Genomic DNA, 15336 nt, shown 5'->3' with positions numbered 1-15336 from the left:
TGGAGGACGGCACCCCGGTCGACATCATCCTCAACCCGCTGGGCGTGCCCGGCCGGATGAACATCGGACAGGTCCTCGAAGCCCACCTCGGCTGGATCGCCGCCCGAGGATGGGACATCTCCGGCCTGACCGAGCAGTGGGCCGAGCGCCTGCGCGAGAAGGGCTTCGAGACGGTCGATCCCCGCACCAACGTGGCCACGCCCGTCTTCGACGGCGCCCACGAGGAGGAGATCGTCGGTCTGCTCAGCAACACCCTGCCCAACCGCGACGGCGACCGTATGGTCCGCGACACCGGTAAGGCCCGGCTGTACGACGGCCGCTCCGGCGAGCCGTTCCCGTACCCCATCGCAGTCGGCTACAGCTACATCCTCAAGCTGCTGCACCTCGTGGACGACAAGATCCACGCCCGGTCCACCGGCCCCTACTCCATGATCACCCAGCAGCCGCTCGGCGGCAAGGCCCAGTTCGGCGGCCAGCGCTTCGGTGAGATGGAGGTGTGGGCGCTGGAGGCGTACGGCGCCGCCTACGCCCTTCAGGAGCTCCTGACCATCAAGTCCGACGACGTTCTCGGCCGGGTGAAGGTCTACGAGGCCATCGTCAAGGGCGAGAACATCCCCGAGCCCGGCATCCCCGAGTCCTTCAAGGTCCTCATCAAGGAAATGCAGTCGCTGTGCCTCAACGTCGAGGTGCTCTCCAGCGACGGCATGTCCATCGAGATGCGTGACAGCGACGAGGACGTCTTCAGGGCCGCCGAGGAGCTCGGTATCGACCTGTCGCGGCGTGAGCCGAGCAGCGTGGAAGAAGTCTGAGGGGGAGATCGCACAAATGCTGGACGTCAACTTCTTCGACGAGCTTCGGATCGGGCTGGCCACCGCCGACGACATCCGTCAGTGGTCGCACGGCGAGGTGAAGAAGCCGGAGACGATCAACTACCGCACCCTCAAGCCGGAAAAGGACGGGCTCTTCTGCGAGAAGATCTTCGGCCCGACCCGCGACTGGGAGTGCTACTGCGGCAAGTACAAGCGCGTCCGCTTCAAGGGCATCATCTGTGAGCGCTGCGGCGTCGAGGTCACTCGCGCCAAGGTGCGCCGTGAGCGGATGGGCCACATCGAGCTGGCCGCGCCCGTCACGCACATCTGGTACTTCAAGGGCGTTCCCTCGCGCCTCGGCTACCTGCTCGACCTCGCCCCGAAGGACCTGGAGAAGGTCATCTACTTCGCGGCGTACATGATCACGCAGGTCGACATCGAGCTGCGCGACCGCGACCTGCCGTCGCTGGAGGCGAAGATCTCCGTCGAGCGGCAGCACATCGAGCAGCGTCGCGACGCCGACATCGAGACCAGGCAGAAGAAGCTCGAAGGCGACCTCGCCGAGCTTGAGGCCGCCGGCGCCAAGGGCGACCAGCGCCGCAAGGTGCGCGAGGGCGCCGAGCGCGAGATGCGTCAGCTGCGCGACCGCGCGCAGCGCGAGCTCGACCGCCTCGACGAGGTGTGGAGCCGCTTCAAGAACCTCAAGGTCCAGGACCTTGAGGGCGACGAGCTGCTCTACCGCGAGATGCGCGACCGCTTCGGCCGCTACTTCAAGGGCGGCATGGGCGCGCAGGCCATCCAGGACCGCCTGACCAGCTTCGACCTGGACGCCGAGGCCGAGAACCTCCGCGAGACCATCCGCAGCGGCAAGGGCCAGAAGAAGGCCCGCGCCCTCAAGCGGCTCAAGGTCGTCTCGGCTTTCCTCAACACCACCAACTCGCCGCGCGGCATGGTGCTCGACTGCATCCCGGTCATCCCGCCGGACCTGCGCCCGATGGTGCAGCTCGACGGTGGCCGGTTCGCGACCTCCGACCTCAACGACCTCTACCGTCGTGTGATCAACCGGAACAACCGCCTCAAGCGACTGCTCGACCTCGGCGCGCCCGAGATCATCGTCAACAACGAGAAGCGGATGCTCCAGGAGGCCGTCGACTCGCTGTTCGACAACGGCCGTCGCGGCCGCCCGGTCACGGGCCCCGGCAACCGTCCGCTGAAGTCCCTCAGCGACATGCTGAAGGGCAAGCAGGGCCGCTTCCGCCAGAACCTGCTGGGCAAGCGAGTCGACTACTCCGGTCGTTCCGTGATCGTCGTCGGCCCGCAGCTCAAGCTGCACCAGTGCGGTCTGCCCAAGCAGATGGCGCTGGAGCTGTTCAAGCCGTTCGTCATGAAGCGGCTGGTCGACCTCAACCACGCGCAGAACATCAAGTCCGCCAAGCGGATGGTCGAGCGCGCCCGCCCCGTGGTCTGGGACGTACTCGAAGAGGTCATCACCGAACACCCGGTGCTGCTCAACCGCGCGCCCACGCTCCACCGTCTGGGCATCCAGGCGTTCGAGCCGCAGCTCGTCGAGGGCAAGGCCATCCAGATCCACCCGCTCGTCTGCACCGCCTTCAACGCGGACTTCGACGGCGACCAGATGGCCGTGCACCTGCCGCTGTCGGCCGAGGCCCAGGCCGAGGCACGCATCCTGATGCTCTCGACCAACAACATCCTCAAGCCGGCCGACGGCAAGCCCGTGACGATGCCCACCCAGGACATGGTCATCGGCCTCTACTGGCTGACCACCCAGAAGGACGGCGCCGCGGGCGAGGGCCGTGTGTTCGGCTCCGTCGCCGAGGCGCAGATGGCCTTCGACCGGCGCGAGCTGGACATCCAGGCGAAGATCAGCATCCGGCTCAAGGACATCCTGCCGCCGCGCGACTGGGTCGCGCCGGAGGGCTGGGAGCAGGGCGACCCGATCCGTCTGGAGACGACGTTCGGCCGCTGCCTGTTCAACCAGACGCTCCCGGCGAGCTACCCGTTCGTCAACTTCCAGGTCGACAGGAAGCAGCTGTCCACGATCGTCAACGAGATGGCCGAGACCTACCCCAAGGTCGAGGTCGCCACCTCGCTCGACGCACTCAAGGACGCCGGTTTCCGCTGGGCGACCCGCTCCGGCGTCACGATCTCGATCGAGGACGTCGTCGCGCCGCCCAACAAGACCGAGATCATGGAGAACTACGAGCGCCGGGCCGACAAGGTCCAGCGTGAGTACGAGCGCGGTCTGATCACCGACGAGGAGCGCCGTCAGGAGCTCATCGAGATCTGGACCCACGCCACCGCGGACGTCGAGAACGACATGGTCAAGGCGTTCCCGGAGACCAACCCGGTCTGGATGATGCTCAACTCCGGCGCCCGAGGCAACAAGATGCAGGTGCGTCAGATCGCCGGCATCCGAGGTCTGGTGTCCAACACCAAGGGTGAGACGATCCCGCGCCCGATCAAGGCCTCGTTCCGCGAGGGCCTGTCGGTGCTGGAGTACTTCATCTCCACCCACGGTCAGCGGAAGGGCCTCGCCGACACCGCTCTGCGTACCGCCGACTCGGGTTACCTGACCCGTCGTCTGGTGGACGTGGCCCAGGACGTCATCGTCCGTGAGATCGACTGCGGCACCGACCGCGCGGTCCCGCTGCACGTCGGTGAGCGCGACGCGTCCGGCAACCTGGTCAAGGCCGACAACGCCGAGTCCAACGTGCACGGCCGCATCCTCGCCGAGGACGTCGAGGTCGACGGCAAGATCATCGCTGCCGCCGGTTCCGACATCAGCGACGTGCACGTCTCGGCGCTGGTCGAGGCCGGGATCGAGACCGTGCGCACCCGCTCCGCGCTGGTGTGCGAGGCGAAGATCGGTGTCTGCGCGACCTGCTACGGCCGTTCGCTGGCCACCGGCAAGCTCGTGGACGTCGGCGAGGCGGTCGGCATCATCGCCGCCCAGTCGATCGGTGAGCCGGGCACGCAGCTGACCATGCGTACCTTCCACCTCGGTGGTGTGGCCGGTGCCGACATCACTCACGGTCTGCCCCGAGTCCAGGAGCTCTTCGAGGCGCGCATCCCCAAGGGTGTCGCCCCGATCTCCGAGGCCGAGGGCCGGGTCCGCATCGACGAGACCGACAAGACCAGGAAGATCGTCATCACTCCGGACGACGGTTCGGAGGAGATCCCCTACCCGGTCTCGATGCGCTCGCGTCTGCTCGTCTCCGACGGCCAGCACGTCAAGGTCGGTCAGCAGCTGATCGCGGGTGCGGTCAACCCGAACGAGGTCCTGCGCATCATGGGCCCGCGCGAGGTGCAGCTGCACCTGGTGGCCGAGGTTCAGCAGGTGTACCGCTCGCAGGGTGTGTCGATCCACGACAAGCACATCGAGATCATCGTCCGCCAGATGCTCAAGCGCGTGAACGTGCTGGAGTCCGGCGACACCGATCTGCTGCCGGGTGAGCTGGTCGAGCGTCCGCGCTTCGAGCTGATGAACCGTGAGACCGTGGCAGAGGGCGGTCAGCCCGCCGCAGGCCGTCCGGTGCTCATGGGTATCACCAAGGCGTCGCTGGCCACCGAGTCGTGGCTGTCGGCGGCCTCCTTCCAGGAGACGACCAGGGTTCTGACGGACGCGGCGATCCACGCCAAGTCCGACTCGCTCCTGGGCCTGAAGGAGAACGTCATCATCGGTAAGCTCATCCCGGCCGGTACTGGTATGCCCCAGTACCGCAACATCCGGGTCGAGCCGACCGAGGAGGCTAAAGCGGCCATGTACACGGTCGGCGGCTACGACGGCACCGCGGCCGACTACACCTTCGGCACCGGCTCCGGCGAGGCGGTTCCGCTGGAGGAGTACGACTTCGGTCAGTACAACCGCTGATCGAATAGCTCATCGCGAAAGCGCCCGAGACAGCGTCTCGGGCGCTTTCGCCATGCTCGGGGGCAGGTCTGTGCTTGCTGCCAGCCCCCGCAATCCTCTGTTACGGCAAGCCCCCTTGGCCCCCACCCGCCGCCTCGCGCTGGGGGCCTCCAGGGTCACGCTCCTCACCTCCCCCCGCCCCACCGCAACGCCGCCCTGTTCACCGGGCTCGGGCCTGCCCGTTTGGCCGCTCCTGCCCTTTTGCTCTCGCCGGTTCGCGGGTGCTTGTCCCGTTGGCAGGCCCTGTCGGCAGGTCCTGTCGGCAGGTCCTGTCGGCGGGTCCTGTCGGCTGGGTGCCGGCGTGCTTGGCCAGCCGCTCCTGCAGTTTCTCGTGGTCCCGGTCGGCTTCTCCTGCCTGGGCGGGCTCGTCCTTTGCCCTTCGGCCGCGTCGGGCGTCGGCCGCCGCACAGGGGCGCCGGGCTCCACCGTCCACCTTCTCGCCGTCCCGGCGCCAGGAGGTGTCTACGGGGCGGGGTTCTAGCGCCAGGTGGTGTCAGCGGGGTGGGTTGAGGCGCCAGGAGGTGTCTACGGGGCGGGGTTCCGGCGCCAGGAGGTGTCAGCGGGGTGGCGGTTCCGGCGCCAGGAACTGGCTATGCGGGCCTCGGGGACGGACCGGCCGCTGAGGGGGCGGAGCGGCCTCGCGCCTTCGGCTGCACGGCGAGTGTCATCCGCAGCGGCTTGGTGTTCAGGCCGGGCTCGCGATTCGCACTGTCAGGGCCATGGAACAGCCCTGACCCCCAAAGGCCCGGAGCGTCCTGCTCCAGGGCGCTGACCTGTGCTGAGAGCCCGAGGGTCAGCACATGGCGCCCCGGAGGCAATGAGAAGGCGGACGGCGGCCCACGCTGCCTTGGCGCTGCGCCCAAGGTGTCGCAGGGAGCGTGCTGGGGCTGGGTCGGTGCCCTGCGGTGTCTGGGCCGGCCCGCCCCCGAGGCCCGCGCCAGTTCCTGGCGCCGGAACCGCCACCCCGTTGGTACCTCCTGGCGCCGGGACGGCGAGAAGGTGGACGGTGGAGCCCGGCGCCCCTGTGCGGCGGCCGACGCCCAACGCGGCCGAAGGGCAAAGGACGAGCCCGCCCAGGCAGGAGAAGCCGACCGGGACCACGAGAAACTGCAGGAGCGACTGGCCAACCACGCCGGCACCCAGCCGACAGAACCTGCCAACAGGACAAGCACCCGCGAACCGGCGAGAGCAAAAGGCAGGAGCGGGCATACAGGCAGGCCCGAGCCCGGTGAACAGGGCGGCGTTGCGGTGGGTCGGCGGGAGGTGAGGAGCGTGACCCTGGAGGCCCCCAGCACGGGGCGGCGGGTGGAGGCAAGGGGGCTTGCCGTAACACAGGATTGTGGGGTTGGCGGCAGTGATGTATGGGGCCGGCGGGGAGATAATCGCCAACCGACGGGAGACGGGGCCATGAGCGGGTAGGATATGGCCCGAGTCCAATGCGGCCTGGTGCGGCCGTTTTGACGTGCTGCGCGCGGCTGGGTAGTCTTGCTCTTCGTGCCCATGTCTCATGGGCTCTCATGCGTGCGCGCCTGATGGCGGCGCCGTATGGTCTCCCCCCAGCGTTTCCGTAGCGCGGGAGTGTGGCTCTGCAAGGGCGCGACACGCCCGACCGCGTGGGTCGGAGCGGGGGAGAAAACCGCAGGTCATGACACCGGCAGTACCTGCGAAGCGCACCAACAGACGTATCACCGGCTTATGCACGAACGGAGTGGCAGTGCCCACTATTCAGCAGTTGGTCCGCAAGGGCCGGCAGGACAAGGTCTCCAAGACCAAGACTCCTGCCCTCAAGGGGAGTCCGCAGCGGCGCGGCACGTGCCAGCGCGTGTACACCACGACCCCCAAGAAGCCCAACTCGGCGCTGCGCAAGGTGGCTCGTGTCCGTCTCACCAACGGCATCGAGGTCACGGCCTACATCCCCGGCGTGGGGCACAACCTGCAGGAGCACTCCATCGTGCTCGTGCGCGGCGGTCGTGTGAAGGACCTGCCGGGTGTGCGCTACAAGATCATTCGCGGCACCCTTGACACCCAGGGCGTCAAGAACCGCAAGCAGGGCCGCAGCCACTACGGCGCGAAGAGGGAGAAGAGCTAACCATGCCTCGTAAGGGTTCTCCCGGTCGTCGCGTACTCACCGCTGACCCGGTCTACAACTCGCCGCTGGTGACCGCCCTGATCAACAAGGTGCTCCTGGACGGCAAGCGCTCCATCGCGCAGTCGATCGTCTACGGCGCCCTCGAGGGCTGCAAGGACAAGACCGGCAACGACCCGGTCATCACGCTGAAGCGTGCTCTCGACAACGTCAAGCCCACCCTTGAGGTCCGCAGCCGCCGTGTCGGTGGCGCGACCTACCAGGTCCCGGTCGAGGTGCGCGCCTCCCGCAGCACCACTCTGGCCCTGCGCTGGCTGGTGCAGTACTCCCGCGCCCGCCGCGAGAAGACCATGACCGAGCGCCTCATGAACGAGCTCCTCGACGCCAGCAACGGCCTCGGGGCGAGCGTCAAGAAGCGCGAGGACACCCACAAGATGGCCGAGTCCAACAAGGCCTTCGCCCACTACCGCTGGTAACAGCGGGTTCGACGAGACGACGAGGACGCGAGAGAAGTGGCCACCACGACCGCTCTTGACCTGGCCAAGGTCCGCAATATCGGGATCATGGCCCATATCGACGCGGGCAAGACCACCACGACCGAGCGCATCCTGTTCTACACCGGTATCAATTACAAGATCGGTGAGGTTCACGAGGGCGCTGCCACGATGGACTGGATGGAGCAGGAGCAGGAGCGCGGCATCACCATCACGTCTGCCGCGACGACCTGTGAGTGGGCCGGTCACACCATCAACATCATCGACACCCCCGGGCACGTCGACTTCACCATCGAGGTCGAGCGCGCGCTTCGCGTGCTCGACGGCGCGGTGGCCGTGTTCGACGGTGTCGCCGGTGTCGAGCCGCAGTCGGAGACGGTGTGGCGCCAGGCAGACCGCTACAACGTTCCGCGCATCTGCTTCGTGAACAAGATGGACCGCGTCGGCGCGGAGTTCCACCGCTGCGTCGACATGATGATCAGCCGTCTGGGCGCCATCCCGGCCGTCGTCCAGCTCCCCTGGGGCGTGGAGGCGGACTTCAAGGGCGTCATCGACCTGATTCAGATGAAGGGTCTCATCTGGAGCGCGGAGGCGGCCAAGGGCGAGATGTACGACGTCGTCGACATCCCGGCCGACCACGCCGACGCCGCTCGCGAGTGGCGCGACAAGCTGGTCGAGACCGCCGCCGAGAACGATGACGAGCTGATGGAGCTCTTCCTCGAGGGCATCGAGCCCACCGAGGAGCAGCTGGTCGCGGCCCTGCGCCGGGCCACCGTCAGGGGCGCCATCAACCCGGTCCTGTGTGGCACCGCGTTCAAGAACAAGGGCGTGCAGCCCCTGCTCGACGCCATCGTCGCCTTCCTCCCGGCCCCGCTCGACATCCCGGCCTTCAAGGGCCACGCTGTCGGGAACGAGGCCGAGGTCATCGAGCGTCACGCGGACCCGACCGAGCCGTTCTCCGCGCTGGCGTTCAAGATCATGAGCGACCCCCACCTGGGCAAGCTCACCTACCTCCGCATCTACTCGGGTTCGCTCGAGACCGGCACACAGGTCGTCAACTCTGTGAAGGGCCGCAAGGAGCGGATCGGCAAGATCTACCAGATGCACGCCAACAAGCGTGAGGAGCGCCCGAGCGCCATCGCCGGTCAGATCGTCGCCGTCATGGGTCTGAAGGACACCACCACCGGTGACACCCTGTCCGACCCGACCCACCAGGTCGTTCTCGAGTCGATGACGTTCCCGGCCCCGGTCATCAACGTCGCGATCGAGCCCAAGACCAAGGGCGACCAGGAGAAGCTGTCCACCGCGATCCAGCGGCTGGCCGAGGAGGACCCGTCCTTCCAGGTCCGCCGTGACGAGGAGACCGGCCAGACGGTCATCTGGGGCATGGGCGAGCTTCACCTTGAGATCCTCGTCGACCGTATGCGTCGCGAGTTCAAGGTCGAGGCCAACGTCGGCCGCCCCCAGGTCGCCTACCGCGAGACCATTCGCCGCAAGGTCGAGAAGGTCGATTACACCCACAAGAAGCAGACCGGTGGTTCCGGTCAGTTCGCGCGGGTCATCATCGACGTCGAGCCCCTTGGCGAAGGCAACGACGGCTACGAGTTCCAGAACAAGGTCACGGGTGGCCGCATCCCGAGGGAGTACATCCCCTCGGTCGACGCCGGTGCCCAGGAGGCCGCCGAGTTCGGTGTCCTGGCCGGTTACCCGATGGTCGGCGTGAAGGTTACGCTGACCGACGGCGCCGCCCACGACGTCGACTCCTCGGAAATGGCGTTCAAGATCGCTGGCTCGATGGCCTTCAAGGAGGCCGCGCGCAGGGCTGACGCCGTACTCCTGGAGCCGATGATGGCCGTCGAGGTCACCACGCCCGAGGACTACATGGGTGATGTCATCGGCGACCTCAACGGTCGCCGCGGGCAGATCCAGTCGATGGACGAGCGCGCAGGCGCCCGGGTCATCGCCGCGCTGGTGCCGCTGTCGGAGATGTTCGGCTACGTCGGCGACCTGCGCAGCAAGACCCAGGGTCGGGCGAGCTACAGCATGCAGTTCGACTCCTACTCGGAGGTGCCCCCGGGCATCGCCAAGGAGATCGTCGCGAAGGCCCGGGGCGAATAGTCCTGGCCCCCCGAAGGCGGTGGCTTCGGCCGCCGCCTGAGAGGCCGGGGTTGTTCAACCCCGGAGTCCCTGGTGGAGCGGATCTCCGTCCGCTCCACCGCCCAGGGGCCGGGTACTCTCCCGGGCCCGAGTGTGAAGTAAGTCAGTAGATTCTCTAAGGAGAGAACCAGTGGCTAAGGCCAAGTTCGAGCGGACAAAGCCGCACGTGAACATCGGCACCATTGGGCACATCGACCACGGCAAGACCACTCTGACCGCGGCGATCACCAAGGTGCTTCACGACCGCTTCCCGGACATCAACGAGTCGACTCCGTTCGACAAGATTGACAAGGCTCCGGAGGAGAAGGCTCGCGGCATTACGATCTCCATCGCGCACGTCGAGTACCAGACCGAGAAGCGCCACTATGCCCACGTGGACTGCCCCGGTCACGCCGACTACGTGAAGAACATGATCACCGGCGCCGCTCAGATGGACGGTGCGATCCTCGTGGTCGCCGCCACCGACGGCCCGATGCCGCAGACGAAGGAGCACGTCCTCCTGGCCCGCCAGGTCGGCGTCCCCTACATCGTCGTGGCCCTCAACAAGGCCGACATGGTCGACGACGAGGAGATCCTGGAGCTCGTCGAGCTCGAGGTCCGTGAGCTGCTCTCGGCTCAGGAGTTCCCCGGCGACGACCTGCCCGTCGTCCGCGTCTCCGCTCTCAAGGCCCTTGAGGGCGACGAGAAGTGGGGCGACAGCATCATCGAGCTGATGAACGCTGTCGACGAGTCGGTTCCGGAGCCCGCGCGCGCCACCGACAAGCCGTTCCTGATGCCGATCGAGGACGTGTTCTCGATCACCGGTCGTGGCACCGTCGTCACCGGCCGTATCGAGCGCGGCATCGTCAAGGTCAACGAGACCGTCGACATCATCGGCATCCAGACCGAGAAGACCACCACCACGGTCACCGGCGTCGAGATGTTCCGCAAGCTGCTCGACGAGGGCCAGGCCGGTGACAACGTCGGTCTGCTCCTGCGTGGCATCAAGCGCGAGGACGTCGAGCGCGGCCAGTGTGTCATCAAGCCCGGCACCACGACTCCGCACACGGAGTTCGAGGCGCAGGTCTACATCCTCGGCAAGGACGAGGGTGGCCGCCACACGCCGTTCTTCAACAACTACCGCCCGCAGTTCTACTTCCGTACGACGGACGTGACCGGTGTGGTGAACCTCCCCGAGGGCACCGAGATGGTCATGCCGGGCGACAACACCGAGATGCGCGTTGAGCTGATCCAGCCCATCGCCATGGAGGACGGTCTGAAGTTCGCGATCCGTGAGGGCGGCCGTACGGTCGGCGCCGGTCGCGTGACGAAGATCCTCAAGTAGTACGATCGCGGGGCGGCGGTCGGCCTCAGAAACGAAGCCGGCCGCCGATTCGCGAGACGACTCCACGGAAAGAACCGTGATCTCGCAGTTTCTTCGGATGTGACCGAAGTAACTGCCGGATCACGGAAGAGAACAGCAGATCGTAAGCGTCTGCAACGTGGGGTTACCGGGTCTCACGACCTGAGCGACACAGCGGCCACCGGCCGCACGATACTTTTTCAGACGACAGCGAAGGACACCGAGGCCACTATGGCGGGACAGAAGATCCGCATTCGGCTTAAGGCTTATGACCACCAGGTCATCGACACTTCGGCCAAGAAGATCGTCGAGACGGTGACGCGGACTGGCGCGAAGGTCGCGGGCCCGGTGCCGCTGCCGACCGAGAAGAACGTGTACTGCGTCATCCGCTCGCCGCACAAGTACAAGGACAGCCGCGAGCACTTCGAGATGCGCACGCACAAGCGGCTGATTGACATCATCGACCCGACGCCCAAGACCGTCGACTCGCTCATGCGGCTCGACCTCCCCGCGGGCGTCGACATTTCGATCAAGCTCTGAGGGAACGCACTGACATGGCTAAGACGATCAAGGGCGTCCTGGGCAAGAAGCTCGGCATGACCCAGGTCTTCGACGCGGACAACCGGATCGTACCGGTGACCGTGGTCGAAGCCGGTCCGTGCGTGGTGACCCGCGTCCGCACTCCCGAGCGCGACGGCTACTCCGCCGTCCAGCTCGGCTTCGGGCAGGTCAACCCCAGGAAGGTCAAGAAGCCGCTCGGCGACTACCTGCGCAAGCACGACATCACCCCGCGCCGTTACTTCGCGGAGATCCGCACCGACGACGCGAGCGACTACACCATCGGCCAGGAGCTGCTGGCCGACACCTTCGAAGCCGGCCAGTTCGTCGACGTGACGGGCAAGTCCAAGGGCAAGGGCTTCGCGGGTGTCATGAAGCGGCACGGCTTCGGTGGTCTGGGCGCGTCGCACGGTACGCAGCGCAAGCACCGCTCGCCGGGTTCCATCGGTGGCTGCGCCACCCCGGGCCGCGTATTCAAGGGTCTGCGCATGGCTGGTCGGATGGGTAACGTCCGCACCACCGTGCAGAGCCTCAAGGTTCACGCCGTGGACGTCGAGAAGGGCCTCATCCTGATCAAGGGTGCGATCCCCGGCGCCAACGGCAGCCTGGTCCTCGTCCGCACCGCTGCCAAGAAGGGGGCTGCCAAGTGAGCACCATTGACGTCCTCGACGCCAGCGGTACGAAGACCGGCTCCGTCGACCTTCCCGAAGTCATCTTCGGCTCCAAGGTCAACGTCCCGCTGATCCACCAGGTGGTCGTGGCCCAGCTCGCCGCTCGTCGGCAGGGCACCCACAAGACCAAGACCCGCGGTGAGGTCAGCGGTGGCGGCAAGAAGCCGTACCGGCAGAAGGGCACCGGCCGCGCCCGTCAGGGTTCGACCCGTGCGCCGCAGTTCACCGGCGGTGGCGTCGTCCACGGTCCGGTGCCGCGCGACTACTCGCAGCGGACCCCGAAGAAGATGAAGGCCGCCGCCCTGCGTGGCGCGCTGTCCGACCGGGCCTCCGGTGGGCGCGTGCACGTGGTCAGCGCCCTGGTCGAAGGGGAGACCCCGAAGACCAAGACGGCGCTCGCCGCGCTGCGCAAGATCACCCAGGCTCCCCGCGTGCTCGTCGTGGTCGCCGAGAGCGACGAGGCGACCGTGCTGAGCCTGCGCAACGTGCCCGAGGTCCACATGCTGGACGCCGGTCAGCTCAACACCTACGACGTGCTCGTCAACGACGACGTGGTCTTCACCCGTGAGGCATACGACCTGGTTGTCGCCCGGCTCACGGACGAGGCGAGCAAGAAGGAAGACGCCTGATGGAGAAGATCGCCGACCCGCGCGACATCATCATCAAGCCGGTCGTCTCCGAGAAGAGCTACGGCCTGATCGATGAGCACAACAAGTACACCTTCCTGGTGCGCAAGACCGCGAACAAGACCCAGGTGAAGATCGCCGTTGAGCAGATCTTCGGGGTCAAGGTCACCAGCGTCAACACGATCAACCGGCAGGGCAAGCGCAAGCGGACCCGGGCCGGGTTCGGCAAGCGTCCCGACACCAAGCGCGCGATCGTGAGCCTGGTCGAGGGCGATCGGATCGACATCTTCGGTCAGATCGGCTGACGCTCGCCGTACATAGCTAGAAAAGGGCGAAACCGCCGTACATCCGTACGGCGGGTTCACTCATGTAACCGACAAAGGATGAACGAAAAAGATGGGCATCCGTAAGTACAAGCCGACGACTCCGGGTCGCCGCGGCGCGAGCGTCTCGGACTTCTCCGAGATCACTCGCAGCAAGCCCGAGAAGTCGCTGCTTGCGCCCCTTCACAGCAAGGGCGGCCGTAACGTACACGGCCGGGTCACCGCACGCCACCAGGGCGGCGGTCACAAGCGCGCCTACCGGATCATCGACTTCCGTAGGCATGACAAGGACGGCATTCCGGCCAAGGTCGCTCACATCGAGTACGACCCCAACCGCACCGCCAACATCGCGCTGCTGCACTTCGCCGACGGTGAGAAGCGGTACATCATCGCTCCCACCGGGCTGAAGCAGGGTGACCGGATCGAGAACGGCCCCGGGGCCGACATCAAGCCGGGCAACTGCCTGCCGCTGCGCAACATCCCCACCGGTACCTTCATCCACGCGGTGGAGCTGCGTCCGGGAGGCGGCGCCAAGCTGGGCCGCTCCGCCGGTGCGCAGATCCAGCTGCTGGCGAAGGAGGGGCAGTACGCCACGCTGCGTATGCCCTCCGGTGAGATGCGCATGGTCGACGTGCGCTGCCGCGCCAGCGTCGGCCAGGTCGGCAACGCCGAGCAGGCCAACATCAACTGGGGCAAGGCCGGCCGTATGCGGTGGAAGGGCAAGCGCCCGACCGTCCGCGGTGTCGCGATGAACCCCGTCGACCACCCCCACGGTGGTGGTGAGGGTAAGACCTCCGGTGGTCGCCACCCGGTCAACCCCAAGGGCAAGCCCGAGGGCCGTACCCGTCAGGCGAACAAGGCCAGTGACAGGCTGATCATCCGCCGTCGGTCCAAGAGGAAGAAGCGGTAGGAGCAGCCACAATGCCACGTAGCCTTAAGAAGGGCCCCTTCGTGGACGATCACCTTCAGAAGAAGGTGGACGTCCAGAACGAGAAGGGCACCAAGAACGTCATCAAGACCTGGTCCCGCCGGTCCATGATCGTGCCCGACATGCTCGGCCACACGATCGCCGTCCACGACGGCCGCAAGCACGTCCCGGTGTTCGTCACCGAGTCGATGATCGGCCACAAGCTCGGTGAGTTCGCGCCCACGCGGACGTTCCGCAGTCACGTCAAGGACGACCGCCGCAGCCGGCGATAGACGCCTTCAGAAGCAGTTAGAGGAGTAAGCGATGGAAGCCAGGGCTCAGGCGCGGTTCGTCCGTGTCACGCCCCAGAAGGCCCGCCGCGTGGTGGACCTCATTCGCGGGCTGCCCGCTTCGGAGGCGCAGGCCGTTCTGCAGTTCGCTCCCCAGGCGGCGAGCGAGCCGATCTACAAGGTGCTCTCGAGCGCGGTCGCGAACGCTGAGCACAACTTCAAGCTCGACCCCGAGACGCTCGTCGTGAGCCGCGCGTGGGTCGACGAGGGCCCGACGCTGAAGCGGTTCCGTCCGCGTGCCCAGGGTCGCGCCTACCGGATCAACAAGCGGACCAGCCACATCACTGTGATCGTGGAGTCCCGCGAGCCGAAGGGAAGGACCCGATAGTGGGCCAGAAGGTTAACCCGCACGGGTTCCGCCTCGGCATCACGACCGAGTTCAAGAGCCGCTGGTACGCCGACAAGCTGTACAAGGCGTACGTGGCTGAGGACGTGGCGATCCGCCGCATGCTCCAGAAGGGCATGGAGCGGGCCGGCATCTCCAAGGTCGAGATCGAGCGTACGACGGACCGCGTGCAGGTGGACATCCACACCGCGCGTCCCGGCATCGTGATCGGCCGTCGCGGCGCCGAAGCCGACCGTATCCGCGGTGACCTTGAGAAGCTGACCAAGAAGCAGGTCCAGCTGAACATCCTTGAGGTCAAGAACCCGGAGATCGACGCGCAGCTCGTCGCGCAGGCCGTGGCCGAGCAGCTGTCCAGCCGCGTCTCGTTCCGCCGTGCCATGCGCAAGGCGATGCAGTCGGCCATGAAGTCCGGCGCCAAGGGCATCCGTGTCCAGTGCTCCGGTCGTCTGGGCGGCGCCGAGATGTCCCGGTCGGAGTTCTACCGCGAGGGCCGGGTGCCGCTGCACACCCTTCGCGCGGACATCGACTACGGCCTCTACGAGGCCCGTACGACCTTCGGCCGTATCGGCGTGAAGGTCTGGATCTACAAGGGCGAGGCTCCGACGAACCGCGCCGAGCGTGAGGCCGCCGCGGCCGCCGCTCGCGCCGGTCAGCGTCGTGAGCGCGACGACCGTCGCGGTGGCGGCGACCGTCCGCGTCGCGGTGGCGCCGGTGGCGCCCGCCGTGGCGGCGGTGG

14 protein-coding genes are annotated in these 15336 nt (G+C 66.8%); all 14 read left to right on the top strand.

Annotated features, from left to right (window positions below):
- The coding region (locus tag ABD120_RS14740) for a DNA-directed RNA polymerase subunit beta (RefSeq protein WP_486348445.1) at nt 1–809 on the top strand (809 nt) is incomplete at its 5' end.
- 16 nt (nt 810–825) lie between these two features.
- A complete protein-coding gene (locus tag ABD120_RS14735; RefSeq protein ID WP_343950416.1) occupies nt 826–4701 on the top strand; it encodes a DNA-directed RNA polymerase subunit beta' in 3876 nt (1291 codons plus the stop codon).
- A 1753-nt stretch (nt 4702–6454) separates the two neighbouring features.
- The gene (rpsL, locus tag ABD120_RS14730; RefSeq protein ID WP_343950415.1) at nt 6455–6829 is read left to right on the top strand and encodes a 30S ribosomal protein S12; all 375 of its coding nucleotides are present in this window, start codon (nt 6455–6457) and stop codon (nt 6827–6829) included.
- A 2-nt stretch (nt 6830–6831) separates the two neighbouring features.
- Complete coding sequence (gene rpsG / locus ABD120_RS14725; protein WP_343950414.1) at nt 6832–7302, top strand: 30S ribosomal protein S7; 471 nt, start codon at nt 6832–6834, stop codon at nt 7300–7302.
- Nucleotides 7303–7389: 87 nt separating this feature from the next.
- Nucleotides 7390–9438, top strand: coding sequence for an elongation factor G (gene fusA, locus ABD120_RS14720; RefSeq protein ID WP_425563970.1), 2049 nt, complete (start codon nt 7390–7392; stop codon nt 9436–9438).
- A 169-nt stretch (nt 9439–9607) separates the two neighbouring features.
- Entirely contained in the window at nt 9608–10801 is a 1194-nt protein-coding gene (gene tuf / locus ABD120_RS14715) for an elongation factor Tu (RefSeq protein ID WP_343950412.1), read from the top strand.
- 249 nt (nt 10802–11050) lie between these two features.
- Nucleotides 11051–11359 carry a 30S ribosomal protein S10 gene (gene rpsJ, locus ABD120_RS14710; RefSeq protein ID WP_343950411.1) on the top strand — a complete coding sequence of 103 codons (309 nt, stop codon included), beginning with the start codon at nt 11051–11053 and terminating at the stop codon, nt 11357–11359.
- 14 nt (nt 11360–11373) lie between these two features.
- Entirely contained in the window at nt 11374–12027 is a 654-nt protein-coding gene (gene rplC / locus ABD120_RS14705; RefSeq protein WP_343950410.1) for a 50S ribosomal protein L3, read from the top strand.
- Nucleotides 12024–12677: a 50S ribosomal protein L4 gene (rplD, locus tag ABD120_RS14700; protein ID WP_343950409.1), complete on the top strand. Its 654-nt coding sequence runs from the start codon at nt 12024–12026 to the stop codon at nt 12675–12677. Before rplC ends, rplD begins: the two co-directional genes overlap by 4 nt.
- Nucleotides 12677–12979: a 50S ribosomal protein L23 gene (rplW, locus tag ABD120_RS14695; protein WP_343950408.1), complete on the top strand. Its 303-nt coding sequence runs from the start codon at nt 12677–12679 to the stop codon at nt 12977–12979. The genes rplD and rplW overlap by 1 nt, the downstream gene beginning before the upstream one ends.
- Before the next feature lie 91 nt (nt 12980–13070).
- Nucleotides 13071–13907 carry a 50S ribosomal protein L2 gene (gene rplB / locus ABD120_RS14690; protein ID WP_343950407.1) on the top strand — a complete coding sequence of 279 codons (837 nt, stop codon included), beginning with the start codon at nt 13071–13073 and terminating at the stop codon, nt 13905–13907.
- 11 nt (nt 13908–13918) lie between these two features.
- A complete protein-coding gene (gene rpsS / locus ABD120_RS14685; protein WP_343950406.1) occupies nt 13919–14197 on the top strand; it encodes a 30S ribosomal protein S19 in 279 nt (92 codons plus the stop codon).
- A 31-nt stretch (nt 14198–14228) separates the two neighbouring features.
- A complete protein-coding gene (gene rplV / locus ABD120_RS14680) occupies nt 14229–14582 on the top strand; it encodes a 50S ribosomal protein L22 (RefSeq protein ID WP_343950405.1) in 354 nt (117 codons plus the stop codon).
- Nucleotides 14582–15336, top strand: a 755-nt coding sequence (gene rpsC, locus ABD120_RS14675) for a 30S ribosomal protein S3 (RefSeq protein WP_343950404.1), incomplete at its 3' end; no start/stop codon positions are given. The genes rplV and rpsC, both read left to right, overlap by 1 nt.

The sequence above is a fragment of the Nonomuraea longicatena genome (genome assembly GCF_039525605.1).
In the GTDB taxonomy this organism is placed as follows: Bacteria; Actinomycetota; Actinomycetes; order Streptosporangiales; family Streptosporangiaceae; genus Nonomuraea; species Nonomuraea longicatena.
This window is presented reverse-complemented; position numbering and strand designations above follow the sequence as displayed.